General features: G+C 69.9%; 19 protein-coding genes and 1 riboswitch. Of the genes, 10 read left to right on the forward strand and 9 right to left on the reverse strand.

Annotated features, from left to right (window positions below; all coding sequences use genetic code 11):
• Positions 1-8: 8 nt before the first annotated feature.
• On the forward strand, positions 9-194 hold the full coding sequence (locus tag IU450_RS17280; RefSeq protein ID WP_195150803.1) for a hypothetical protein: 186 nt from the start codon (positions 9-11) through the stop codon (positions 192-194).
• Here IU450_RS17280 and IU450_RS17285 read toward each other — a convergent pair whose 3' ends face one another.
• Together IU450_RS17285 and IU450_RS17290 are read right to left on the reverse strand one after the other, a co-directional pair.
• Positions 195-1,541 (reverse strand): M1 family metallopeptidase, encoded by a 1,347-nt coding sequence (locus IU450_RS17285; RefSeq protein ID WP_195150804.1) that lies wholly within the window; start codon positions 1,539-1,541, stop codon positions 195-197.
• Complete coding sequence (locus IU450_RS17290; protein ID WP_195150805.1) at positions 1,541-5,452, reverse strand: Pls/PosA family non-ribosomal peptide synthetase; 3,912 nt, start codon at positions 5,450-5,452, stop codon at positions 1,541-1,543. The genes IU450_RS17285 and IU450_RS17290 overlap by 1 nt, the downstream gene beginning before the upstream one ends.
• Before the next feature lie 534 nt (positions 5,453-5,986).
• A riboswitch (SAM riboswitch) is annotated at positions 5,987-6,100 on the forward strand.
• 46 nt (positions 6,101-6,146) lie between these two features.
• Here IU450_RS17290 and IU450_RS17295 point away from each other — a divergent pair.
• Together IU450_RS17295 and IU450_RS17300 are read left to right on the forward strand one after the other, a co-directional pair.
• A complete protein-coding gene (locus IU450_RS17295) occupies positions 6,147-7,469 on the forward strand; it encodes an aminotransferase class V-fold PLP-dependent enzyme (protein ID WP_195150806.1) in 1,323 nt (440 codons plus the stop codon).
• A gap of 75 nt (positions 7,470-7,544) precedes the next feature.
• On the forward strand, positions 7,545-8,144 hold the full coding sequence (locus IU450_RS17300) for a Uma2 family endonuclease (protein WP_195150807.1): 600 nt from the start codon (positions 7,545-7,547) through the stop codon (positions 8,142-8,144).
• Positions 8,145-8,234: 90 nt separating this feature from the next.
• On the opposite strand, the gene IU450_RS17305 is transcribed toward IU450_RS17300, so the two are convergent.
• The 3 genes from IU450_RS17305 to IU450_RS17315 all read right to left on the reverse strand — a co-directional run bounded on the left by IU450_RS17305 (position 8,235) and on the right by IU450_RS17315 (position 9,716).
• Positions 8,235-8,786, reverse strand: coding sequence for a flavin reductase family protein (locus tag IU450_RS17305; protein WP_416382879.1), 552 nt, complete (start codon positions 8,784-8,786; stop codon positions 8,235-8,237).
• Between the two features lie 78 nt (positions 8,787-8,864).
• Positions 8,865-9,341 carry a YbaK/EbsC family protein gene (locus IU450_RS17310; RefSeq protein WP_195150808.1) on the reverse strand — a complete coding sequence of 159 codons (477 nt, stop codon included), beginning with the start codon at positions 9,339-9,341 and terminating at the stop codon, positions 8,865-8,867.
• A gap of 54 nt (positions 9,342-9,395) precedes the next feature.
• Positions 9,396-9,716: a 2-oxo-4-hydroxy-4-carboxy-5-ureidoimidazoline decarboxylase gene (locus tag IU450_RS17315; protein WP_195150809.1), complete on the reverse strand. Its 321-nt coding sequence runs from the start codon at positions 9,714-9,716 to the stop codon at positions 9,396-9,398.
• Positions 9,717-9,907: 191 nt separating this feature from the next.
• Here IU450_RS17315 and IU450_RS17320 point away from each other — a divergent pair, with 191 nt between their 5' ends.
• Positions 9,908-10,729 (forward strand): crotonase/enoyl-CoA hydratase family protein, encoded by an 822-nt coding sequence (locus IU450_RS17320; protein ID WP_195150810.1) that lies wholly within the window; start codon positions 9,908-9,910, stop codon positions 10,727-10,729.
• 188 nt (positions 10,730-10,917) lie between these two features.
• Positions 10,918-11,160: a hypothetical protein gene (locus tag IU450_RS17325; protein WP_195150811.1), complete on the forward strand. Its 243-nt coding sequence runs from the start codon at positions 10,918-10,920 to the stop codon at positions 11,158-11,160.
• Positions 11,161-11,297: 137 nt separating this feature from the next.
• On the opposite strand, the gene IU450_RS17330 is transcribed toward IU450_RS17325, so the two are convergent.
• Complete coding sequence (locus tag IU450_RS17330; protein WP_014348688.1) at positions 11,298-11,789, reverse strand: inorganic diphosphatase; 492 nt, start codon at positions 11,787-11,789, stop codon at positions 11,298-11,300.
• A gap of 195 nt (positions 11,790-11,984) precedes the next feature.
• Here IU450_RS17330 and dacB point away from each other — a divergent pair, with 195 nt between their 5' ends.
• The 4 genes from dacB to hpt all read left to right on the forward strand — a co-directional run bounded on the left by dacB (position 11,985) and on the right by hpt (position 16,333).
• A complete protein-coding gene (dacB, locus tag IU450_RS17335) occupies positions 11,985-13,445 on the forward strand; it encodes a D-alanyl-D-alanine carboxypeptidase/D-alanyl-D-alanine-endopeptidase (protein ID WP_416382880.1) in 1,461 nt (486 codons plus the stop codon).
• 13 nt (positions 13,446-13,458) lie between these two features.
• The gene (locus IU450_RS17340; protein WP_195150812.1) at positions 13,459-14,568 is read left to right on the forward strand and encodes a zinc-dependent metalloprotease; all 1,110 of its coding nucleotides are present in this window, start codon (positions 13,459-13,461) and stop codon (positions 14,566-14,568) included.
• Positions 14,569-14,633: 65 nt separating this feature from the next.
• A complete protein-coding gene (tilS, locus tag IU450_RS17345; RefSeq protein ID WP_195150813.1) occupies positions 14,634-15,725 on the forward strand; it encodes a tRNA lysidine(34) synthetase TilS in 1,092 nt (363 codons plus the stop codon).
• Between the two features lie 53 nt (positions 15,726-15,778).
• A complete protein-coding gene (gene hpt, locus IU450_RS17350; RefSeq protein ID WP_040864524.1) occupies positions 15,779-16,333 on the forward strand; it encodes a hypoxanthine phosphoribosyltransferase in 555 nt (184 codons plus the stop codon).
• A gap of 3 nt (positions 16,334-16,336) precedes the next feature.
• Here the strand turns inward: hpt and IU450_RS17355 are convergent, their stop codons facing one another.
• Genes IU450_RS17355 through IU450_RS17365 form a run of 3 tightly spaced genes read right to left on the reverse strand, consistent with a single transcriptional unit; the run spans position 16,337 to position 22,349 of the window.
• Positions 16,337-17,053: a cyclase family protein gene (locus IU450_RS17355; protein ID WP_195150814.1), complete on the reverse strand. Its 717-nt coding sequence runs from the start codon at positions 17,051-17,053 to the stop codon at positions 16,337-16,339.
• A complete protein-coding gene (locus IU450_RS17360; RefSeq protein ID WP_195150815.1) occupies positions 17,050-19,815 on the reverse strand; it encodes a protein kinase domain-containing protein in 2,766 nt (921 codons plus the stop codon). The genes IU450_RS17355 and IU450_RS17360 overlap by 4 nt, the downstream gene beginning before the upstream one ends.
• Positions 19,812-22,349 carry a serine/threonine-protein kinase gene (locus IU450_RS17365; RefSeq protein ID WP_195150816.1) on the reverse strand — a complete coding sequence of 846 codons (2,538 nt, stop codon included), beginning with the start codon at positions 22,347-22,349 and terminating at the stop codon, positions 19,812-19,814. Before IU450_RS17365 ends, IU450_RS17360 begins: the two co-directional genes overlap by 4 nt.
• 180 nt (positions 22,350-22,529) lie before the next feature.
• Between IU450_RS17365 and IU450_RS17370 the strand changes: the two genes are divergently transcribed.
• Entirely contained in the window at positions 22,530-24,041 is a 1,512-nt protein-coding gene (locus IU450_RS17370) for an amidase family protein (protein ID WP_228834729.1), read from the forward strand.
• Positions 24,042-24,047: the final 6 nt, after the last annotated feature.

The raw sequence follows: 24,047 nt of genomic DNA on the forward strand, positions 1-24,047 counted from the left end.
CCGAAAGTATGAACGATTCGCTGAAGACCAGGGTGCGGCAGAAACTACTGCGCCAGCTCATCGAGGACCCGCGGGACACCGAACACGACGACCCCCGGCAGATCGCCGTCGAAACCGATCTGGACGCGCTGGCCCACGTCCCGGAGGACGATCCGCTCGTGGAGGAACTGGCGGCGCGCTACCTCGTGTTCTGATCAGGCGGTCGAGGCGCCGCCGTAGGGCGGCAGCTGCGGTAGTCGCTCGGCGCGCAGCCAGCTGTCCCACAGGGATCGCAGCGGCACCAGGCTGTAGTGTCCCGCCAGGTCGGTGAATTCCTCGGTGGTCACCGACGCGTGGCGGTAGCGGATGGTCCACTCGCGGAGCAGGTCGAAGAATGCCGAGTCGCCGAGTTCCAGGCGAAGCGCGTGCAGGGTCAGCGCGCCGCGCTTGTAGACGCGGTCGTCGAACATGCGCAGTGGTCCCGGATCGCCGACGACGATGTCCTGGGGCTCCCGGGAGAGGTTGTGCCGGGCCGCGCGGGCCAACTGATCGGCGGTGGGTCCGCCCGCCGTTTCCGACCAGATCCACTCGGCGTAACAGGCGAAGCCTTCGTGCAGCCAGATGTCGCGCCACTGCCGGATGGTCAGGCTGTTGCCGAACCACTGGTGCGCCAGTTCGTGCGCGACCAGTCGTTCGGCGCCGCGGCGGCCGTCGCAGTGGTTGGCTCCGAAGATGGAGATGCCCTGCGCCTCGATCGGGATCTCCAGCTCGTCGTCGGTGACCACCACGGTGTAGTCCTCGAAGGGGTATGGGCCGAACTTCTCGCTGAAGACCTCCAGCATCTTCGGCTGACGAGCGAAGTCGTAATCGAAGTTGGCGCGCAGCCGTGGTGGCAGGACGGCGTGCATCGGCACCAGGGAGTGCGAAGAACCGACGCGGTGCTTGCGATAGTGGCCGATCTGGATGGTGGCCAGGTAGCTCGACATCGGTTCGGGCTGCTCGTAGACCCACGTGGTCTGACTGGCCTTGGTCTGCTTGCGCAGCAGGGTCCCGTTGGCCACCGCGTAGTACGGCGAATCGGTGGTGATCGAAATCCGGTAGCTCGCTTTGGAACTCGGGTGGTCGTCACAAGGGAACCAGGACGCCGCGCCGTTGGGCTGGCTGGCTACGAGCGCCCCTTCGGTGAGTTCCTCCCAGCCCACTTCCCCCCATGGCCCGCGCACCGGTTTCGGAGCGCCGCCGTACTGCACCACCAGCGAGAGCACGCCGCCCGCCGGAATCCGCTGGTTCGGCGCGATCACCAGTTTGCCGTGCTGGTGGGTGAACTTCGCCGCCTTGGCGCCGTTGACCGACACCTTCGTGACACTCAGCGCCTGGGAGAGGTCGAGCGCGTACCGGGGCCGCACCTCGGTGGTCACCGCAGTGATCACGGCACGTCCGGCGAGCCGGTTGGCGGCCACCCGGTAGGCCAGTTCGAGCTCGTACCGGGAAACGCGATACCCCCGGTTGCCGTTCTGCGGGAGGTAGTCGTCGATGGGGGCTTCGTAGAACTTGCCCGCCATCAGCGCGTCCCGGGATCGCCCGTGAACCAGGGCGCGATCGGGTTGCCCCACCAGCGCGTCGAAGCGGGGACCGCGTCACCGCGCATGACCAGGGAGGCCGGGCCGACGGTCGCGCCGTCGCCGAGGGCGGAGGCGGGCAGTGCCACGCAGTGCGGCCCGAGGGTGGCGCCCGCGCCGATGGTGACGGTGTCCATGGCCATGATCCGGTCGTGGAACAGGTGGGTCTGCACCACACAGCCGCGTTCCACGGTCGCGCCGTCGCCGAGAGTCACCAGGTCCGCCTCCGGTAGCCAGTAGGACTCGCACCATACCCCGCGGCCGATGCTCGCGCCGAGACCGCGAAGCCAGAGGTTCAGGACGGGCGTCCCGGTCGCTGCACGCGCGAACCACGGCGCGGCAACCGTTTCCACGAAGGTGTCGGAGACCTCGTTGCGCCAGACGAACGAACTCCACAGCGGGTGCTCGCCGGTGCGGATGCGCCCTACCAGCAACCATTTCGCGGCCACCGCGCTCGCTCCCGCGACGGCGCCCGCCGCGAGCAGCACCAGCCCGCTGAGCAGTCCGGCGGCCAGGTGGCCGAAGGTTTGCGCCAGCGCGGCCAGGGTGAACAGCACGCCGAGGCCGATCGCGAAGGTCACCAGGACCGGGAGCAAGCGGCAGGTCTCCACGACGCCGCGGGCGACGCGCAGGCGGGCGGGCGGGTCGAAGGTACGCGCGGTGTCGGCGCTCTCCGCGGCGCGGCGCAGCCGGACCGGCGGGCTGCCCAGCCAGGACGAGCCCGCCTTCGCCTTCGACGGAGCCGCCGACAGTACCGCGACCAGCCCGTTCTTCGGGACACGTCGACCGGGCGCGGTCATCCCGGAGTTGCCGAGGAAAGCGCGCTTGCCGACCTTGGCCTCGCCGATGCGCAGCCAGCCGCCGCCGAGTTCGTAACCGGCGATCATGGTGTCGTCGGCCAGGAAAGCCCCGTCGGCGACGGTGGTGAACTTCGGCAGCAGCAGCACCGTGGACGCCTCGACGCTCTTGCCGACCTTGGCGCCGAGCAGGCGCAGCCACAGCGGGGTGAGCAGGCTGGCGTACAGCGGGAACAGGAAGGTGCGCGCGGAGTCCATCAGCCGCTCGGTGGCCCAGGCCTGCCAGCCGACGCGGCTGCGCACCGGGTGGTAGCCCTCGGTCAGGCCGATGCTCAGCAGCCGGACCGCGATGATGGTCGTCGCGGCGTAGACGCACAGGCTGAGCAATGTGGCGAGGGGAAGGACGGCGAACGCGCGTACCGCGCCGTCGGCGAGCGTGCCGGTGTCGCGAACGAACCAGGCGAGGAACGCGCCACCGGCGCCGATACCGAGAATCGGCATGGCGGCCAACGCCATCGACGTGATGCCGAAGATGCCCACCCAGTGCCGGGCTCGATGGGGTGTGTGCGGCGGCCAGCGGTGCTGGGCCTTGCCGACCTTCACCGCGGGCGAGCCGGCCCACTCCTGCTCCGCCTTCACCTTGCCCGCTACCGCGGAGCCCGGCGCGACCTCGGCGTTCTTGCCGATCTTCGTGCCGGGCAGCAAGATCGAGCGCGAGCCGACCACCGCGCCTGGGCCGATGGTGATCGGGCCGAGATGCACCACGTCGCCGTCGATCCAGTAACCGGACAGGTCGACCTCCGGCTCCACGCTGCAACCGTCGCCGAGTTCGAGCATGCCGGTCACCGGAGGGAGGCTGTGCAGATCGACGCCCTCGCCGATCTTCGCGCCGAGCGCGCGGGCGAACGGCACCATCCACGGCGCTCCGGAGAGGTTCTCGGCGCCGCTGGCCTCGGAAAGGCGGACCGCGGCCCACAGGCGAAGATGCACCGAGCCGCCGCGCGGGTAGCGGCCGGGCCCGATGCCGCGCAGCAGCAGCCGCGCGCCGGCCACGCAGATCGCCATGCGGCCGGGCGGGGAGATGAACAGCAGGAACGCGATCAGCGTCCACCACCACGACAGCTGCGGCAGCCAGGGCAGCGAGCCGGACCAGGCGGCGATGTTGCCGACGATCGCCAGCCAGGTGAGCCACTGCAGTCCGGTGAGGGTGGTGAGCGGGATGGTGGCGAGCACCTGCGCCGCCTGCGCGAGGCGTGGTGTCGGGCGCACCGTCCGCTCTGCGACGGCAACGGCGGGCGTGGTCTGCTCCAGCAGGTCGGCCAGCGCGCCGAGGCGGGGATGATCGTAGACGTCGGCGACGGCGATCTGCGGATACCGTTCGCGCAGCGCCGTGACCAGCTGCGCCGCCGCGAGCGAGCCGCCGCCGAGATCGAAGAAGTCCGCGTCGAGGTCGCCGACCTCCGCGCCGAGAATGGAATCCCACAGTCCGGCAACCCATTGCGCGGTGCCGGTCAGATCGTTGTCGTCGTCGTCCTCGGCGGCGTTGGGCAGCGGCCATGGCAGCGCGTCGCGGTCGACCTTGCCGGAGGTGCGGGTGGGTAGCTCCCCGACCACCGCGAGCCGGGGCACCAGCGGAGCCGGGAGTTGTTCGGTGAGGATGGCGCGCGCGGCCTTGGCGTCGAACTCCGGTCCCGGGCCGGTCAAGTAGCCGACCAGGATCTTGTTGCCCGCCTTGGTGGTCCGGATGGCCGCCGCGGCGCCGGTGACACCGGGGAGATGCTGCAGAGCGTTGTCGATCTCGCCGAGTTCGATGCGCCGCCCGCCCAGCTTGATCTGGTCGTCGGCGCGGCCGAGGAAGACCAGCCCGGCGCTGTCGTTGCGGACCAGGTCGCCGCTGCGGTACGCGCGCTCCCAGCCGACGGAGGCCAGCGGCGCGTACTTCTCGGCGTCCTTGACCGGGTCGAGATAGCGAGCCAGACCGACGCCGCCGATCACCAATTCGCCGGATTCGCCCTCGGCCACCGGGTTGCCCGCCTGATCCACCACGACCAGGTCCCAGCCGTTGAGCGGGAGTCCGATCCGGATCGGCCACTGGCCGTCCAATCGCGCAGCGCACGCGACGACCGTCGCTTCGGTGGGGCCGTAGGTGTTCCACACCTCGCGAGCCGAATCGCCGTTCCCGGCGAGACGTTCGGCGAGTTCGGGCGGAACCGCCTCGCCGCCGAAGATGAGCAGGCGCACCGCCTCCAGTGCCTCGACCGGCCAGGTCGCCGCCAGCGTCGGCACGGTCGAGACCACGCTGACCTCCCGCCGCACCAGCCAGGGACCGAGATCGGCGCCGGTGCGCACCAGCTCACGCGGGGCGGGCACCAGGCAGGCGCCGTTGCGCCAGGCCAGCCACATCTCCTCGCAGGACGCGTCGAAGGCGACCGACAGACCCGCGAGAACCCGGTCGCCCGGGCCGATCGGGGCGTCGCGGAGGAACAGGTCGGCTTCGGCGTCGACGAAGGCGGCGGCGTTGCGGTGGGTGACGGCAACGCCTTTCGGGGTGCCGGTGGAACCGGAGGTGAAGATGATCCAGGCGTCGTCGCCGGGGCTGGGCAGCGTCGACCAGGTTTGCTCGCGCTGCTGCTCCGCCGCGCGGATGCCCGCGGCGGTGGTCTCGACGCCATCGGCGGTCACGATCGCGGTGACCTGCGCCTCTCCGAAGACCAGGTGGGCGCGCTCGTCCGGGTCGTCGGCATCGACCGGCACGTAAGCGGCCCCGGAGTACAGGATGGCGAGGATGGTCACGTAGAGCCCGCGGGTGCCCGACGGCATGCGCACGCCGACCCGGTCGCCCGGCCGCACGCCCGCCGTGGCGAGGCGGGCCATGGTCTTCTCGATCTCGACGACCAGCTCCAGGTAGGACAGCACCACTCGGCCGTCGTCTAGGGCGGGAGCGTCGGGGTGTGCGAGCGCCGTGGCGGTCAGGATGTCCACGAGCGTCCTGGCCTCGGGCGCGCGGTCGCCGCGCGACAACGGGCGCGCCGACGTGTCGATGTCTGTCTCGAGCATGGTGCTCTGCGCACCTCCCATCGGCCTGCCTCACGCTTTCCTGTTGTTGTGTCATAGCTGGGTTACCAAAGGGCAAACGCCACGACGGCCAATCGTCCACGGTACCCGGGGTTGCTGTCGTTCGTTGTTCACCGAACCTCGCGCGGGATCGGCCGGCGCGGAGCGCGTTGTTGCAGGTGAGATCGATATTTGCCGCGTCGCGCAAGGCAACCGCTGGTAGGCGGGGCGTCCCGTCGGTTCGCCGGGAGATCGCTGGCGCGGGGGTGTGATTCCGCTCATGGATGCGCTCGAGACTCTCCGCCGCGCGCTGACGTCGGTGCCGAGTACGCAAAGGCCCACGGCGGGCTTTTCGCAGCCGTTCGCGGAAGTACAGGCGCGGCAGGCCACAGAGCAGGGATTGTCGACGCGGCTCGCGCGCTGTCGTAGGGGTGCTTGTAATGGCTCTCGCGTGGTGGTTATGTCCACGCGGTGCTCATGGCAGCTCGGGTGGAACGTGGTTGACAGCGCCGGGGCGCTTCTGCCACTCTCGGGTCAGGTCATGAGTGCCAGCGTCAAGCCCCGGCTTGCTGGCCGGCAACCCTCCTCCGCGGTGGGGTGCTCCGGGTGACGACCCGGCCGCCGCCCGACCGGGCGCGGCAAGCGCGGACTCGACGAATCATTTCGATTGCGGGTCCCTGAGCCGACGGGATTTCACGTGACGACTACTGCTGTCGACAACGCCTGTGCCGCACTCGCCCGAGTCTCCGGTGACGAACTGCGCGTACCGCTGGTGCAGGGCGGAACGGCGACCTATGCCAACTTCGACTACGCGGCAAGCGCGCCGGCATTGACACAGGTGACCGACCGCGTGCAGCAGTTGCTGCCGTACTACGCGAGCGTGCATCGCGGCGCTGGTTACGCCTCCCGGATCTCCACCGAGTGCTACGAGGCCGCCCGCGGGTCGGTCTCCCGGTTCCTCGACGCCGCCGACAACCAGGTGGTGGTCTTCACCCGCAACACCACGGACTCGCTGAATCTGCTCGCCTCCTGCGTTCCCGGCGACACCGTGGTGCTCGACGTCGAGCACCACGCGAACTTCCTGCCGTGGACCAGGCACGGCCGCCGCGTCGTAGCGGCGGCCGACACGGTCGAGGAGACCGTCGGCAGGTTGGTCGCCGAATTGTGCAGCAGGCCCGCCGCATTGCTCGCGGTGACCGGCGCGTCGAACGTGACCGGGGAGGTGCTTCCGCTGGAGCGGCTGGCCACCATCGCCCACCAGTGCGGCGCCCGGATCCTCGTGGACGCGGCGCAATTGGCGCCGCATCGGCGGATCAGCTTGCGAGACATCGGAATCGACTACTTGGCGTTCTCCGGGCACAAGCTGTACGCGCCGTTCGGCGCGGGTGTGCTGGTGGGCAGGCGGGATTGGCTCGACGCGGCGAAGCCCTATCTCGCGGGCGGCGGGGCGGTGCGCGAGGTGAGTATCGACGGGGCCGAGTGGGCGCCCGCTCCGCAGCGCCACGAAGCCGGGTCGCCGAACGTGCTCGGCGCCGCCGCGCTGGCGGCCGCCTGTGACGCGCTCTGTGCCATCGACGCCGAAACCCTTGCCGCGCACGAACACCGGCTCGCCGACCGCCTGCGCGACGGCTTGGCCGCGATTCCCGGTGTCCAGCTGTTGCGCATCTGGATCGACAGCCCCGATTCCGTCGGCATCGTCGCCTTCACGCTCGACGACTTCGCTCCGGGCCACGTCGCCGCCTATCTCTCCGCCGAACACGGCATCGGCGTGCGCGACGGACGTTTCTGCGCCCACCCGCTGCTCACCCGCCTCGGCTTGGACGGCGCACTGCGCGCCAGCATCGGCCTCGGCACCACCTCCGACGACGTGGACCGCCTGATCGATGCGCTCGCCGCACTCGCGCGAACCGGCCCCACCTGGAACTACGCCCCCACCAACGGCCTCTGGAACCCCACCCCCGAAACCCGCCCCTTCACCTCCACCGCCCCCACCGGCGCCGCCCCCTGCCTCGTCGGCTGACCTCGCGTCCGCCGGATCCGGGCGCTGCCGCCGGATACTATCGCCGTATCCGAACCCGAACCTCGAGGCGGACTTATGAGCATGCTGCCCGTGTGGGCCGCCGATCCGGGCGCCCTTCTCATCACGGAGGAGGGCTACACGGCGCTTCCTGAGGACATCCAGCGGCAGATCGAGGTGGTCGACGGCCATGTCATCGTCTGCCGCAGCGGAACCTTCGAGCACAACAACGTAGCCCGGCGGATGGCAAACGCGTTCGAGCAGGCGAGCCCGGCCGAGCCGTGCACCGGCGTGGTAACCGACTTCGAGATGCATTACGTGCGGAGCCGTCCGGGAAGCCCCGGATTCTCGTTTCGCCGCCCGGATGTCGCTTGGCACCGGTGCATCGACGGAGACCTCAAACTGACGACTGCCGACGTGCTCTTGGTGGTCGAGGTGGTCTCGCCGGGTTCGGAATACACCGACACCGTGGACAAATGCGCGGAGTACGCGAACGAAGGAATCCCGATCTATTTGATCGTGCATCTGGCCGCGGATCGCAAGATCAAGATCATCCAGGAATATCGTCTCGACTGGGCGAGCCGCAGCTACCGATTGGCGGAGACCCACCAGGATGTGCTGCGGCTGACCGATCCGTTTCCGGTCGATGTCGGCTTCACCGTGCTGGACGGCGGCTGAGATATCCGCCGGTGTCGAGCCTTCTGGCGTTGAAGCGACCGGCGCGCGCTCGACGCGCAGTCGGTGGTGCGGGTGCGGCCGCAGGTGGCGTCAATCGCCCAGTGCGGTCGGGCGGTAGTAGCGCCCGTTGTAATACAGCAACGGCGCGGCGGCGGGTTTCTCGTCGGTGTTGTCGTGCACCCGGGTGACCAAGCCGACGACGAAAGTGTGGTCGCCGATGGGGATCAGTTGGTGCACGGTGGCGCGTAGCCAGATGGGGGTGCCGTGCAGGACCGGCTCGCCGGTGTCCAAGGTGGTCCACAACGCGCGGTCGGTGAAGCGCTCCTCGGCGGTCCGGGAGAACCGATGCGCCAGGTGCTGCTGGTGTTCGCCGAGGAAGTGGATGACGACGGACTCGGCGTCCAGCATGGCGGACAGGCTGGAGGAGGTGTGCGCGATATTGAACGAGACCAGCGGCGGGTCCAGGGACAGCGAGGCGAAGGAGGTCGCGGTGAAGCCGACCGGCCCCCGCGGCGAACGCAGCGTGACGACGGTGACGCCGGCCGGATAGTGGCGCATGGACGCGCGATACTGCTCCGCGGTGATGCCGCTCAGGTCATCGGGGATCCGCAGTTCCGTCTCGGGGCGTGGTGCGTCGGTCACATGACGAAACTACGCCCGGATCCCCCGCACGCGACGTGGGTGTGGCGTTCGGCATGATTTTCGCGACCCGCGCCTGAGTCAGTCCACGTCGAGCGGGAGACCGGCGGTGATCCGCAGCAATTCCGGGAACGACGTGCGGAAGATCGTGTTCGGGTGCCCGCCGGCCGCCCAGATCTCGCGATGGCGGCCCAGCGCGTTGTCCACCCAGGTGGGCAGGTTGGTCGGGTGGCCGACCGGCGCGACGCCGCCGATGGGCTGACCGGTCACCGCCCGCACCAGATCGGCGGGAGCGCGGGTCAGTGTGCCTTCCAGGCGCGCGCCGGTCTTCGCCAGATCGACTTGGTGCTCGCCCGACACCAGCAGCAACACCGGGTCGTCGTCGAGCAGGAACACCAGCGATTTCGTGATCGCCCCCACGTCCACGCCGAGTGCGCGCGCGGCGTCCGCAGCGGTGTGCGTCGGTTCCGGCTGGGCGACGATGAGCCCGTGATGACCTCGGGAGATGAGGGTGTCCGCGACCCGGCAGGCGACCGGTGGCAATGACGACCTGCGCATCTCACCAGGGTAGAGCGATTGCGGACGGTACGCCGGACAAGTCGAATCGCGGGCTCAGTATTCCGGGTAGCCTTCGCTCGGACCGAGCATCCCGGCGATCCGTTCGCGGGTGATCCGCGCCAACTCGGGCAGATCGCGCGACGAGAGCGGTTCGTGCGCAACCGCTTCGAAGGCGCGGTCGACATCCCGCGGAGACAGCGCGAGCAGTTCGAGATCGGCCTTGGTCAGCAGGGCGTCCCGGTCCGGATACGGTCGGGCGTCGCTCAGTGTGGCGGCCCACGTGACGTTGCAGCAGCACTCGTACAGGGCGTGCACCGCGCGGGCGCGCGGCATTTCGTTGAACCGGTCCAGGCCGATTCCCCGATGCATCAGCATGGTGTCCTCCGAACCCGATGAATGAGGTTTGCTGACTCGACCATGATCCGCCGTCCGGCGAGCCGGGAACCAGTGCGCCGCCGCCATTTTGCACAGGATTTACACGCTGCGGAGTTTCACCGCGAATCCTTGCATACCGGGATCTCCCGGGCCGGGATACCGGGCGCGCGTCACCTCGATACGCTGTACAAATGACAGATTGGCAGGCTTTCACCGTCGAAACCAAGGATCACGTGGCCCAGGTGACGCTGATCGGCCCCGGCAAGGGAAATGCGATGGGTCCCGACTTCTGGCGCGAGCTGCCGGAGGTATTCCAGGCGCTGGACGCCGACCCGGAGGTGCGCGCGATCGTGCTGACCGGCTCGGGAAAGCATTTCTCCTACGGTCTGGACCTGCCCGCGATGAGCGGCACGTTCGGTCCGCTGCTGGCCGAGCGTGCCCTGGCCGCGCCGCGTACCGATTTCCTCACCGATCTGCGCAAGATGCAGGCGTCGGTCACGGCGGTGGCGGACTGCCGCAAGCCGGTGATCGCCGCGGTGTCCGGCTGGTGCATCGGCGGCGGGCTGGATCTGATCGCGGCGGTCGACATCCGCTACGCCAGCGCGGACGCCAGGTTCAGCTTGCGTGAGGCCAAGGTCGCGATCGTCGCCGACATCGGATCGCTGCATCGGCTGCCCGGCATCATCGGCGAGGGTCACCTGCGTGAGCTGGCTTACACCGCCAAGGACATCGACGCCGCACGAGCGGAGAAGATCGGCCTGGTCAACGACGTCTTCCCGGACCAGGAAGCGGCGCTGGACGCGGCGCACGCCACCGCGCGCGAGATCGCCGCGAACCCGCCGCTGGTGGTGCAGGGCGTCAAGGACGTGCTGGATCAGCGCCGCAAAGACGAGGTCGCCGCGGGCCTGCGCTACGTCTCCGCGTGGAATGCCGCGTTCCTGCCCTCGGAGGATCTCACCGAGGCGATCAAGGCCGTCTTCGAGAAGCGTCCGCCGGAGTTCCGCGGCCAGTGACTTCCACGGCGCGCCCGCATCGCCATGGGCGCGCCGTGCCCGGCCCCCGAGGGTGGGTATCGAGGGTGGGCAAGGTGATTCGCCTCAGGGTTGCGTTGCCCTCACCCTAGGGGTGGGTGTGCGAGGCGCCGATCGCCCATATCGTTTGGGACGTCGGAAATTTCGCCTCGCATTCAGGAGTAGAACCAATGCGTATCAAGTCCTTCTTCGCCGCTGGTCTGCTGGCCATCGCCGCCGTCGCCGGGGTGTCGACGGCTGCTTCGGCCTCGGCCGCGCCGGTTTACCAGGAAGTCGCTTACGGCGGCACCTACATCGGCACCTACGCCACGCTGTACGCCTGCCGCGCCGACGGCGAGTCGCCGAGCACCGGCGGCTACTACTGGGAGTGCATCGAGAACTGGGACGGCTGGGACCTTTACATCTACTACTGAGCCACCTGTCACAGAGAAGGGGCACTCGGTATCCGGGTGTCCCTTTTCGCCTTCGGGAGCCTGAATTTCAGCCCACACAATAAAAGCGGGGAGTCCGTTCCGAACGGACTCCCCGCTTTGTTGTGCCCAGCTGACTTTCAGTGCCCGCCCTGGTCCTTCAGGCGCTGAATGGACGCCTCCACTTCGGCCTCGGCCTCGGCGCGACCGACCCACTCCGAGCCCTTGACGTACTTGCCGGGCTCCAGGTCCTTGTAGCGCTCGAAGAAATGCTTGATCGCGGCCAACTCGAACTCCGGGACGTCCTTCAGATCCTGGATGTGGTCCCAGCGCGGGTCGCCCGCGGGCACGCACAGGACCTTGTCGTCGCCGCCCGCCTCGTCGGTCATCTTGTACATCGCGACCGGACGGGCCTCCACGATCACACCCGGGAACACCGAGTCGGGCAGCAGGACCAGCGCGTCCAGCGGGTCACCGTCCTCGCCGAGGGTGTTCTCGATGTAGCCGTAGTCGGCGGGATAGACCATGGACGTGTACAGGAACCTGTCGAGCCGGACCCGGCCGGTCTCGTGATCGACCTCGTACTTGTTCCGGGAACCCTTGGGGATCTCGATCGTGACGTCGAACTCCACGCCATCTCCTTCGTGCATCGGTGCCGAGCCCGGCGACTCGGCTTCTTTCGGCGACTGCCGACTCGGTCGCTGCGGAGTGCGCCGACTCGCCAGGTTGTTCAGGGGAACGGTTGCGCAACGAGGATAGTGTGGTCGGCGGGGACATGGGTGCGGCAGGCGGCTGCTGCGGGAATCGGTCAGGAGAGCGGCGGCGACGTGTTTGGTGGCAACGAGAACATCGGTGGGCTGGCCGCCCGGCGGCGTCGCAACAGATGGATCTGGATATCGACCACGCTGATCGTGCTGCTCGCCGTCGCCGTGGTGGCACTGGTCACGGTGCGGCCGTGGACCGACGAGTTCCGGCACGGCGGTCTGACCATCACCGCCGCGCCCGCGCCGGTCGAGCCGTCCCCGCAGATCGCTCCGGCCGGGTCGACCGGGTCCGCGCCGAGTGCCGCCGGGATCGCCGCCGCGCTGGCGCCGGTGATCGGCAATCCGGACCTCGGCGCGTTCGCGGGGCAGGTGACCGACGCCGACAGCGCGATCGTGCTGTGGAGCGGTGACGCGAACCGGCCGATGATCCCGTCGTCCACCGCGAAGATCCTCCTCACGGCGGCCGCCCTGCTCACGCTGCCCGCCGAGCACCGGGTGACGACGAAGGTGGTCGCCGGTACCGCGCCGAACGAGTTGGTGCTGGTCGGCGGCGGCGATCCGACGCTCACCGCGCAACCGGACGGCAAGGGGTACTACCCGAACGGGCCGCGTCTGTCCGACCTGGTCGGCCAGATCAAGACGGCGGGCCGTCCGGTGGACACGATCGTCGTCGACACCTCCGCGTTCGCGGGCCCGACCATGGCGAAGGGCTGGGACCCGATCGACATACCGGAGGGTTCCATCGCCCCGATCGAGTCGGTGATGATCGACGGCGGCCGCTTGCAACCCCTCGTCGAGTACTCGCCGCGTACCGCCACGCCCGCACTGGACGCGGGCCGGCGATTGGCCGCCGAGCTGGGGCTCGACCCGGCGCGGGTCCGGGCGGGCGTCGCGCCCGCGGGCGCGGCCGAGGTCGCCTCCGTGCGGTCGGCGCCGCTGCGTGACCGGCTGCGCGACATGATGGTGTACTCCGACAACGTGCTCGCCGAGACGATCGGGCGGGAGCTCGCCGCGGCCACCGGTGGCGAGGCGTCCTTCGCCGGCGGGGTCGCGGCGATGCGCAAGGCGCTGAGCACGGCAGGTTTCGATCTGACCGGCCTGGATATGCACGACAGCAGTGGGCTTTCGGTCGACGACCGACTTCCCGCGCGATTGCTCGACCGGGTCGTGGCGACCGCGGCCAAGCCGACCGGCGCCACGGCGGTGCAACCGGCCGGTACCAAGGCCAAGCCCGAGAACGACCGCGTCGCCGCCACCTTGGCTCCGATGCTCGACGCTCTGCCGGTCGCCGGCGCAACGGGGTCGCTGACCGGCCGCTACGTCGCCCGCGACCGCCAGGCAGCGGGCTGGGTGCGGGCCAAGACCGGAACTCTGTCGGTGTCGAGCGCGTTGGTCGGGTATGTGCTGGACGCCGATGGGCGGGTGCTGACCTTCGCTCTGATGTCGAACGACCGACCGCCGGAGGTGAGCAGGCCCGCGTTGGATGCGATCGCAGGCACGCTGCGAAATTGTGGATGCTCGTGACGGGTGGTTGATCATGACCCAGCAAGGTTCCGACACAGCCGAATTCGGCTCCGCGGACGTGGTCGAGCGGCGCAAGGGCCGCTCGGGTCTGTCCGGCGTGGTCGATTGGCGCTTGGCCGCTAGAACCGGCTCGGCCCTCGCGCCCGCGGGTCCGCGCACGTCGCGCTATTCGGCTGAACAGGTCGTCGCCGAACTCGCCGATTCCTCCGTGCGGGCCGAGGCGCCGGTGCGTGAGGTCAGCGGCCTGCTGGACGACCGGCCGGTCCCAGCGGCCAGGATCGTCGACCGGCGGGGGTGGATCGGAGCCGCCGCCGACTCGATGGCCCAGCTCACCGGTACCGGTGGAGCGCCGGTCGAACGCAAGCTGCTGGCGGGCAAACCCGCTGGTGTGCAGGCGGGCGCGATGCTCGCCTTCCTGTCCACCGCGATCCTCGGCCAATACGACCCGTTCACGGGACCGGACGGCACCCTGCTGCTGGTCGCGCCGAACATCGTCGCGGTCGAGCGCGCGCTCGGGGTGTCGCCGAGCGATTTCCGGCTCTGGGTCTGCCTGCATGAGGTGACCCACCGGGTGCAGTTCTCCTCGGCGCCCTGGCTCGCCGAGTACATGCGCGCCAATGTCGAGGTGCTCGGCGAGGTGGGTGACGAGCCGGTGAGCGACATGCTGTCCCGGCTGGTCGAGGAGGTGCGCGACCGCCGCCGCGGAACGGCCTCCGACGACCCGGCCGCGCGCGGCGTGGTCGGCCTGCTGCGCGCCACGCAGGCGCCGCCGCAACGTGCGGCGCTGGACCGCCTGCTCATGCTCGGCACGCTGCTGGAAGGGCACGCCGATCACGTCATGGACGCCGTCGGCCCGGCGGTCGTCCCGTCGGTCGAGCAGATCCGCACCGCGTTCGACCAGCGGCGCAGGCGTCCCACCAACCCGGTGCAGCGCATCCTGCGCGCCCTGCTCGGCGTGGACGCGAAGGTCGCCCAGTACGTGCGCGGCAAGAAGTTCGTGGACGAGGTGGTCGCCACAGTCGGGACGGCGCGGTTCAACACGGTGTGGACCGATGCCGAGACGCTCCCGCGCACCGACGAGATCGATCAGCCGCAGCGCTGGATCGAACGGGTGCTGGCCTGAGCGAGCAGGCTGAATCGGGCCCCGGCGGTCGACCGCCGAGCGGGGCAGGCCGGTAGGCTGCGCCCATGGGGCGTGCGCCAGGAACCACACCCGGGCGCTTCGGATCGAAGGCCGGGTCGTCCGGTTCCGTGCGGCCTACCGCGCCCGCTGCCGATCCCGCGCGGCGCCTGCCCGAGACCGCTGCCGTGCTCGCCGTCCGCAGGGCGGTCCGGGACTGGCTGGCCGATTTCGGACCCCGGGAGACCGAGGAGCAGGTGGTCGCGGTCGCGCTGTCGGGTGGGGCGGATTCGCTGGCCCTCACGGCCGCGGCGGTGGCGGAGACGAACGCCGTCCACGCGCTGGTGGTCGATCACCGGCTGCAACCCGGTTCCGGCGCCGTTGCGGCCGAGGCGGCGGCTCGAGCCCTCGCGATGGGTTGCCGGTCCGCGCGGGTGCTACCGGTCGAGGTCGGCACCGAAGGCGGTGTCGAGGCCGCGGCGCGCCGGGCGCGCTACGCCGCGCTGGACTCGGCGCGCGACGGCCTGCCGGTGCTGCTCGGGCACACCCTCGATGATCAGGCCGAAACGGTGCTGCTCGGCCTCGCGCGCGGTTCGGGTGGCCGCTCGATCCAAGGGATGGCCCCCTGCGCCGACCCGTGGGGGCGCCCGTTGCTCGGCGTGCGACGGGCGACGACCCGGCAAATGTGCGCTGACCTGGGTGTTTCGCCACACGACGACCCGCACAACACCGCCCCGGAGTTCACCCGGGTCCGGCTGCGCACCGAGGCGTTGCCGCTGCTGGAGCAGATCCTCGGCGGCGGGGTGGCTCCGGCGCTGGCCCGCACGGCCGAACAGTTGCGTGAAGACGGCGCGGTGCTGGACGCGCTCGCCGCCGAGCTGCGGCACAACGCGAGTGATGGCCGCGCGCTGGTGATCGAGACCCTCGCCACTGCACCCGCTGGCCTGCGGAAACGGGCAATTCGGGCATGGTTGCTCGACCACGGTGCGAAAGCCCTGACCACCAAGCATTTACAAGCAGTCGACGAACTGGTGACGGCTTGGCGTGGGCAGGGCGCTGTCGCGGTCGGCGGAGGAACGCCGGATAGCAGGTTGGTCGCCGGGCGCGAACATGGCAGGCTGACACTGCGGCTGAGTGAGGATGGGCATCGGAGGCGATGACGCAGACCGAACCGGCCCAACGGGCTCACCACCACGGAAGGAATTCAGCTGACGTGTACGGGGACGACATCGCGTCGGTGCTGATCACCGAGGAACAGATCGCCGCGAAGACCCAGGAGCTGGCCGAACTCATCGCCAAGCGGTATCCCCCCGACGCACCCGAGGGCGATCTGCTGCTGGTGGGCGTGCTCAAGGGCGCGATCTTCTTCATGACCGACCTGGCCAAGGCGCTGCCGATCCCGACCCAGATGGAGTTCATGGCCGTCTCGTCCTACGGGTCCTCGACCTCCTCCTCCGGCGTGGTGCGCATCATGAAGGACCTGGACAAGGACATCGCGGGCCGCAACGTCCTGATCGTCGAGGACATCATCGACTCCGGGCTCACGCTGTCGTGGCTCAAGCGGAACCTCTCCACCCGCAACCCGGCGTCGCTCGAGGTGGTCACCCTCCTACGCAAACCCGACGCGCTACGCACGCCGGTGGAAGTCGCGCACGTCGGCTTCGACATCCCGAACGAATTCGTCGTCGGCTACGGCCTCGACTACGCGGAGCGCTACCGCGACCTGCCCTACATCGGCACCCTGGACCCCAAGGTCTACGGCGGCTGAGCGTCAGCCCGGCAGGATGCCGAAAATCGTTGCGGGGGAACCCGAACCCCCGCGGTAGAGCGGTCCGCCCACCAGTACCCACACGCCCGTCGCGGGCAGCGCGGCCAGGTTCGCCAAGCACTCCAGGCTGATCCGGTGCTCGCCGTAGAGCAGTCTCGACACCGCGTACGTCTCGTCGGTACCCAGGTCAGGGCCGAACGTATCGATGCCGAGCGCGCCTCGGCGGCCGAGCCTGCCGGTGCGCAACAGCCACTCCACCGTCTCCACCGCGAAACCCGGTTGGCGACCGGACGATTCGCCGGTGCCCACGAACTCCGGCGTACCCCACTTGCCGTCCCAGCCGGTCCAGGCGATCACCGCGGCGCCGTCCGGGATCCGGCCGTGCTCCGCTTCCCATCGCCGCAGATCGCCGACCGTGATGGCGTAGTCGCGATCCTCCGCGCACAGCTGCCGGACGTCGATCCGCACCGCGGGCAGCAGTAGATCGTCCAGTTCCAGTTCGTCCGCGGCCAGCCCGTCAGCGCGGAAATGGATCGGTGCGCCCCAATGGGTTCCGGTGTGTTCGCCCTGCTGGATATAGCGCAAGTAGTAGCCGTCGTCGGCGATCGTGGCCACGAGGTCGGCGCGGAACTCGGGATCGTCCGGGTACAGCGGCGTGGTGGCCGGATCGTGGACGTGCGACAGATTCACCAACCGTCCCAGCGGGCGCGGTGTGGTCATCGGATCCGCTGCGGAATCGCCCTGGCCAGCGCGAGCAGATCTGCTTCGAGGAGCCGGAACAGCCGGTAGGTCAGCACGAATGCCAGGATGCCACCCACGCTCAGCACGCGCACCGGAACGATCACCAGCTCCAGGTCGGCGGCGTTGACGAAGGTCGCGCTCGCCACGCCCAGCAGCGGAACCGACGCCGCGACACCGAGATAGAAATTTCCGCGCTTGGCCAGCGCGCGCAGTTGCTTCTCGTCGCCGGGGCCGATGCCGCCGCGCACCAGAAGCTGTGGATAGATCGAGCGCACCGCGTAAACCATGATCGGGAAGAACGGATAGGCCAGCGCGATCGCCGCGCACACCACCTGCGCGGCGAAGAAATGCAAGAAGGTCCCGCGCGGCAGGTCGACACCCGAGAAGGCCAGCCCCAGCGGCCAGATGATGCCCGCGACCAGCCAGAAGCCGAATGGTATCCAGACCGCCCAGTCGCCCATCAGCAGCGTGTCCCGGCGCGCTTTCGCGAGCGTGCGCGCGGAGTACCCCTCGCCGTGGCCGAGACGGTACGCGATCGTGAGCGGCCGCCGGGTCATGAACAGCAGCAGCAGCGCGGCGACCGGGAACGCGACGAGATTGTTGATCAATCCGACCGCCGCGAATTTCTCCTGATCCGCCGCCGACATCCGGTCGATGATCAGGGCTTGGTTCAGCTGGATGTTGTAGAAGCTGGCCAGCACGTTGGGGACGCCGACGCACAGCGCCGCGACCGGCAGCAGCCAGCCGCGGGCTCGGTGGGCGAGGCTGTCCGGCGGGGGATCGACCAGGTCGCGGGCGCGGGTGTCGAGGCACAGGTCGAGTTGTCCCGCGAGTTCCGCACCGCTGTGCCAGCGGCGCTGCGGGTCCGCGTGCAGGCACTCCAGCAGCACGCGGCGCAACGCGGCCGGGGTGTCCTCGGGCAGGCGGGACAGCGCCGCGGCCGGGACGCCGCCGCGGCGCACCGCGAGCATCCGCGTGTACGTGTCGGCTACCGAACCCTCCTCGATGCGCGGCGGATCGTCGAACGGACTCGCGCCCGTCAGCATTTCCCACAGCAGCACCCCGAGCGAGTAGACGTCGCTGGCGTTGCCCGGCGCGGGCGCGGCGGGATCGAGATAGTGAGCCAGCTGCTCGGGGGAGCGGTAGACGAGTGCGTCGGTCGCGCCGGTCTCGCGTGGCGCGGGGATGCGGGCCGCCGCCTCGCCGAGGGCGAAGTCGGCGAGCTTCGGGATGCCCTCCGCGGTGAACAGGACGTTCGCCGGTTTGATGTCGTGATGCAGTACGCCGTGGTGCTCGGCGTAGTCGAGGGCGTCGGCCAGCCGCCTGCCCACCCACGCCACGGTCTCCGGCCAGCTCAGCCGTGCGATTTCGGCCCGCACGCTGGAATCCGATGGCCGGATCTCACCCTTGGCCTCCATGGCGGTGTCCACCGCGCGCAGCAGCAGCGCGCCTCCGTCGGTCACCGGGCCGCGACGGCGCTGCTCGAGAACGCCGACCGCGGTGCCGCCGGGGAGGTACTGCATGTAGACCAGGCGCGGCAGAGGGGCCACCCGGGCCTCCGGGGCGAGCGGTGGCCGGCCTGTCGAGGCGACGGCGTAGTCCCTCGGGTCCGCGCGGGTGGCGTCCGGATCGATGGAGTCCGCCAGCGTCGCGTCCGGATCGTCGAGTACCGCGGTGCCGTTGCCGGCCTGCGCCGACTGCCCGGCCTCGTGATCAGGAATCGGCGCGCCATCGCGGCGGGGGCGGGGTGCACGGTACGAGCTGGTGACGGTGCTGTCGTCGCTGTCTTCACGGGTGCGGGCGGAGCTCGTCGCCGCTGCGACGGTCGCGTCGTCCGCGGTGAATCGTCGTTCGGCGGCTGGGTCGGCTCGTTCGGTGTCGCGAAGGTGGGGCGCGGCGACGGTCGCGTCGTCGTCTGGGCGGCTCGCGGTCCGGCCGGGCCGGGGGGCCGCGACGGTGACGTCGGGTTCGAATGGCTCGGTGATCGCGGTGGCGCGAGTGGGGGGTGGCGCGGCGATGGTCGACTCCGCGTCGGCTGGGGTGGCGATGGTGTGGCTGCCGTTCGCGGGTGTGCCGGCGACGGTGAGGGTGCGTGCGGCGTCGGCGCTGAGTACCCGCTGGTCGAAGACGCGCACGATGTGGGCGTGGTCGAGCTGGGCCATCGTGTGCGGCGCACCCGCCCGTCCCGCCGAGAACCGGACGGCGACCAGCCGCTGCATGGAACGTTGCCTGGCCAGGAAGACGCGGCCGAGCAGCCCCGCGCCCAGGTCGGTGAGCAGGTCGAAGTCATCGATGCGCAGACCGGGCGCGAGGTCGGCGAGTGCGGCCAGGGCGTCGCTCGATTCGGCCGCGCCCGCCTCGTCGGCATCCTCGGCGGCGAAATGGGCGAGGCGTTCGCGGATGGCGTCGGCGAGGTCCGGATATTCGGCGAGGAAGTCCTCCGTCGGCAGCGGGCCGCGTCCGCGGCGCGCCAGGAATTCCTCGCACACCAGATCCAGGAGCTCGGGACTGCCTGCCACCTCGGGAAATTCCTCGCGATACTCCGCGATCCGTTTGCCGAGACCCTCGCGCTCCCAACGCCGCCGCAGATCCACCCGGATCAGATCCATCAGTACGGCCAAGCGCACCTTCGTGCCGTCGGGCACGTAGTCGCGGATCTGTGGCGGCAACCGATCGCTGTGAAGGCTGCGTTGCCAGTCGGCGGCGAACCGGACGACGGCATGGGTGCGCGGAGAGCTCACGTGTCGGTCTCCACGGCGGCCGTTTTCACTCGTGCGGATCGGCCCTCGGCGGGGCCCTGTCCGGCGGTTTCGGGGTCGACCACCCGCTCCAGCGCCCGCAGATCCGCTTCGAGCGCACGGAACAGCAGATAGGTACCCACGAACGCGATTATGCCGCCCACGCACAGCAGCCGGACCGCGAAGATCACCGACGGGATGTCGGGCGGGGGCAGGAAGGTCACTCCGGCGACCGCGAGCAGCGGCACCGAGGCGGCCACCGCGAGGTACCCGTTGCAGCGCCGGTCCAGGCCGCGTAGCCACACACCGTCCTCGGGGCTGATGTCCCCGTGCCGCAGGAACAGCGGATAGATGCACCGCACCATGTAGAAGGTCAGCAGGAAGAAGGGATAGGCGACCGCGATCGCGCCGCACACCACCAGCGAGGAGAAGAAGTGCACCATGGCGCGCGCCGATATGTCTCCGGTCGACACCTGAAGCGCGAGCGGGAAGATCAGCCCGGCCAGTACCCACAGTGAGAATGCCACGGCCACGGCGCGATCGCCCATCAGCAGCGCGTCCCGTCTGGCGCGCTGTAAGGTCTGCGGGTCGTACCGTCGTCCTTTGCGCAGACCGCGTGGCACGGTGAGCACGTATCTGGCCATGTACAGCACCAGCGCGATACCGGCCGGGAAGAAGATCGCGTTCACGGTGCCGGTGATGATGAGGAAGGTCTGCTGGGCATTCTCGGTCATCCGGCTGATGATCAGGTGCTGGTTGTGCTGGATGTTGTACAGCGAGGCGAGCACGTTCGGCAGTGCCACCGCCACCAGCGCGACCGGCACGATGTACGGGCGCAGCCGCCGCCGCCAGCTGTTCGGCGCGGGATCGACCAACTCCCGCGCGCGCCCGTCCAGGCACATCTCCAGCTGCCTGGCCAGCAGCGCGCCGCTGGACCAGCGGTCGGCCCGCTCCGGTGCGAGACAGGTCAGCAGCACGCGGCGCAACGCGGCGGGGCAGTCGGGCGGAACTCGCTCCAGCGCGGCCGCGTCCACGCCATTGCTGCGCCGCTCCAGCATGGCCTCCAGGGTGGTGTCGTCGCCGTGCTCGCCCGCCCCCGCCGTGCTGTCGTCGAACGGCTTCGCGCCGGTGAGCAGCTCCCACAGCACCACCCCGAGCGAATAGATGTCCGCGCGGGTGTCCAGGTCGGCCGCGCTGCGACCGAAGCTGGGATGACAGGCTTCCAGCTGTTCCGGCGACATGTATGCCAGTGAGCCGCCGAAGTAGGCCACCGGGCTGGTGCCTTCCACGTTGCGGCTGAAGCTGATGTTGAAGTCGGCCAGTTTCGGCACACCCTCGGCGGTGAGCAGGACGTTGGCCGGTTTCACGTCGCGGTGCAGCACGCCGTGCGAGGAGGCGTAGTCCAGCGCCTCGGCCAGTCTGCGGCCCAGCCAGGCCACCGTCTCCGGCCAGCTCAGCCTCGCGAGTTCGGCGCGCACGCTGGAATCGGTCGGCCGGATCTCGCCCTTCTCCTCCATCGCCACGTCCACGGCGTCCAGCAGCAGTTGGCCGCTGCGTTCGGCGGGCGGGGTGGCGCGCACCCAGCGCAACACGCCCAGCAGCGTGCCACCGGGGAGGAATTGCATGTAGAGCAGTCGCAGCCGACGCGCGGCGCCCTCGGCGTCATCGAGCAGCCGCTGGTCGAAGACCCGCACGATGTAGTCGTGGTCGAGTTGGGCCAGCGTCTGCGGCTCGGTGCCGTGATCGGCGGAGATCTTCACCGCGACCAACCGTTGCAGTGAGCGTTGCCGCGCGAGGAAGACCCTGGCGAACGCGCCGCTGCCCAGACCGGTCAGCAGATCGAAATCATCGATCCGCTGACCGATCTCGATGCGGTCGAGCGCGGTGTACCGGCCCGGTCCGGTGCCGATCGTCGTGGGCACGGCGGTGGCCGTACCCATCGGATCGGCGGCGGTCGTTCTGGTCATCTCAGAATCACGAGCGGACTCGGCGGTTTGGTTCAATGCGGTGTCGTCGAGGTCGGAGCCGGGGTGCGCGAGGGCGGTCCGGGTGGAATCCTCCAGCGTCGCGCGACGCGTGCTCTGGTCGAGCTCGTCGGCGTTCAACAACTCGCGCAGTTCCTCCGCTTGCCGCGGATATTCGCGCAGACATTCGCGTGGATCTACCCGCTCGCCACTCTGGCGGCGGATGACGAACTCCTCGTACACCAGACCGGCCGGAATATCGTCGGACACGAGTTCGGGAAATTCGGCGCAGTAATCGGCCAAGCGCATGCGAGCGGCGCGTTCCGGCGCGGCCCCCGGGCGGTGCAGCCAGCGGTGACGTAAGTCGACGCGGATCAGCCCCAACAGGGCTTCGCGCCGCAAGGTCGTGGCATCGGGCAGGAATTCGGCGATCGTCGGTGGGCGCCGGGTGGATTCCCACGCCGCGGCGAACGCCACCACCGCGTCGGATTCGGCACGTGACAGCTCGCCACTCCTCGGACGGGTGGAAACACCTGCGTCGGTATCGAAACTTCTTTCAGAGTTCGCACTCATGCTCGGACCTAGTGGCTCGGCGGACGCCGCGGAATCCGCATCGGTCTTTGGTCGGATGGGCCGAAAATTTCCCGCCACACCCGACTCCATCATCCCCCGCGCGGTATTCGAAATGATAACTTGCGGCTCGACAGTGGATCACCCGATTTCGACAACGACGCGACGGGGGATGACCAGCACATGTCTGACGAGGCCGCGGTAGTGGCGAACGGCTCGATGTCGGCGGCGAAGGCCGCGCCGCGAACAACCGTTCCGAATGCGATGACCACCGAACCGACGACCACCGAACCGACGACCACCGAACCGACGACCACCGAACCGACGCTCACCGGATTACGGGTGGCCGCGGCCGACGGGCGGCCGGAGCGTCTCCGGGAGGCCGAATGCGGCTCGGAGCGCGGCCCGGCCGCGACGATCGCGGCCTGCGTGCGCGACGGCCTGCTGCATCCCGGCCAAGTGGCGGCGGACGCAGGCACGCGGATCGCGGCGGCGGACCGGAAGGACAACGCGTTCAGCGTCCTTCGCGCCGAGCAGGCCATGGCCGAGTCGGTCGGCCTGATGGAGCGCGCCGACCTCGACGTGCTGCCGATGGCCGGTGTGCCGGTCGCGGTCGAACACGGAACCGCGATCGCGGGCGAGCCCGCGCCGTGGGGTCCGGCGGCCCCCACGGATCATCCGGTGGTGGCCAGGCTGCGCGCGGCGGGCGCGGTGATCCTCGGGCACGTCGCGGCCCCCGAACTCAGCCGATGGTCGACCAGCGCGGGCACCGAGCGCGTCATCCGCAATCCGTGGAACCCGGCACGCAACGCGGGCAGCGCGGCCGCCGCCGCGGTCGCGGCCGGGCTGGTCCCGGTGGCACACGGCTGCGACGGTTTGGGCGCGGTGCGGGTCGCCGCCGCGTGCTGTGGGGTCTTCGGCATCAAACCTGGGCAGCACACGGTCCCCGACGTGGGCGCGTGGGAAGGTGCGGTGGAAAACGGTGTGCTGGCCACGAGCGTGGACGACGCCGCGCTGGCGCTGTCGGTCCTGGCGGCGCGGCCGGACCTGGCCGACGTCGACCCACCCGGCCGACTACGCATCGGCCTGGCCGTGGATCCGCCTTCTCCGCTACTGCGCGTCGACCGGCACTGGACGGCAGCGGCTCGCAGAGCGGCCTCGGTGGCCGCGGCGGCGGGCCACTTGGTGGAACCGACCGCGCTACCGTACGGAAACGCCGTGTTCGCGGCGTTTCTACGCTGGCTGGCTCTCAGCGCACGCGATGTCCCCGCACTACCCGAGCCGGACCAGCTATCCCGCAGAGCCCGCCGTCGTCTGGCCCTCGGCCGGACGGTGCATCGGTTCCGGCTCGCCCGCCCCGCCCAGATCGACCGGGTGGAAGCACGACTACTGGAGTTCTTCGAGCGCTACGACGTGGTGATCACTCCCACGCTCGCCGCCCCGCCGCCCATGGCGCGGGCCTGGCACTTCCGCGATCGACCGGCCACTCTGCTCGCCGGCGCGCGATTGGCACCTTTCACCCCGCTGTGGAACCTGGTGGGCTGGCCCGCCGCCTCCGTCCCGATGGGCACGCATCCTCGGTCGGGCACGCCGGTGGCCGCACAGTTCGCGGGACCACCCGGCAGCGAATCCACCCTGCTGCGGCTATCCGCGCAGATGGAGACCCGCTGCCCGTGGCAGCGCACCGCGCCCTGAACCCGC

Source organism: Nocardia abscessus (assembly GCF_015477775.1).
Classification (GTDB): domain Bacteria; phylum Actinomycetota; class Actinomycetes; order Mycobacteriales; family Mycobacteriaceae; genus Nocardia; species Nocardia abscessus_A.

Bases quoted from the DNA above. Each gene is read 5' to 3' on its own strand.
- IU450_RS17280 (WP_195150803.1), top strand. From the start codon at position 9: ATGAACGATTCGCTGAAGACCAGGGTGCGGCAGAAACTACTGCGCCAG.
- IU450_RS17285 (WP_195150804.1), bottom strand. From the start codon at position 1,541: ATGGCGGGCAAGTTCTACGAAGCCCCCATCGACGACTACCTCCCGCAG.
- IU450_RS17290 (WP_195150805.1), bottom strand. From the start codon at position 5,452: ATGCTCGAGACAGACATCGACACGTCGGCGCGCCCGTTGTCGCGCGGC.
- IU450_RS17300 (WP_195150807.1), top strand. From the start codon at position 7,545: ATGAGCATGCTGCCCGTGTGGGCCGCCGATCCGGGCGCCCTTCTCATC.
- IU450_RS17310 (WP_195150808.1), bottom strand. From the start codon at position 9,341: ATGCGCAGGTCGTCATTGCCACCGGTCGCCTGCCGGGTCGCGGACACC.
- IU450_RS17315 (WP_195150809.1), bottom strand. From the start codon at position 9,716: ATGCTGATGCATCGGGGAATCGGCCTGGACCGGTTCAACGAAATGCCG.
- IU450_RS17320 (WP_195150810.1), top strand. From the start codon at position 9,908: ATGACAGATTGGCAGGCTTTCACCGTCGAAACCAAGGATCACGTGGCC.
- IU450_RS17325 (WP_195150811.1), top strand. From the start codon at position 10,918: ATGCGTATCAAGTCCTTCTTCGCCGCTGGTCTGCTGGCCATCGCCGCC.
- IU450_RS17340 (WP_195150812.1), top strand. From the start codon at position 13,459: ATGACCCAGCAAGGTTCCGACACAGCCGAATTCGGCTCCGCGGACGTG.
- tilS (WP_195150813.1), top strand. From the start codon at position 14,634: ATGGGGCGTGCGCCAGGAACCACACCCGGGCGCTTCGGATCGAAGGCC.
- IU450_RS17355 (WP_195150814.1), bottom strand. From the start codon at position 17,053: ATGACCACACCGCGCCCGCTGGGACGGTTGGTGAATCTGTCGCACGTC.
- IU450_RS17365 (WP_195150816.1), bottom strand. From the start codon at position 22,349: ATGAGTGCGAACTCTGAAAGAAGTTTCGATACCGACGCAGGTGTTTCC.
- IU450_RS17370 (WP_228834729.1), top strand. From the start codon at position 22,530: ATGTCTGACGAGGCCGCGGTAGTGGCGAACGGCTCGATGTCGGCGGCG.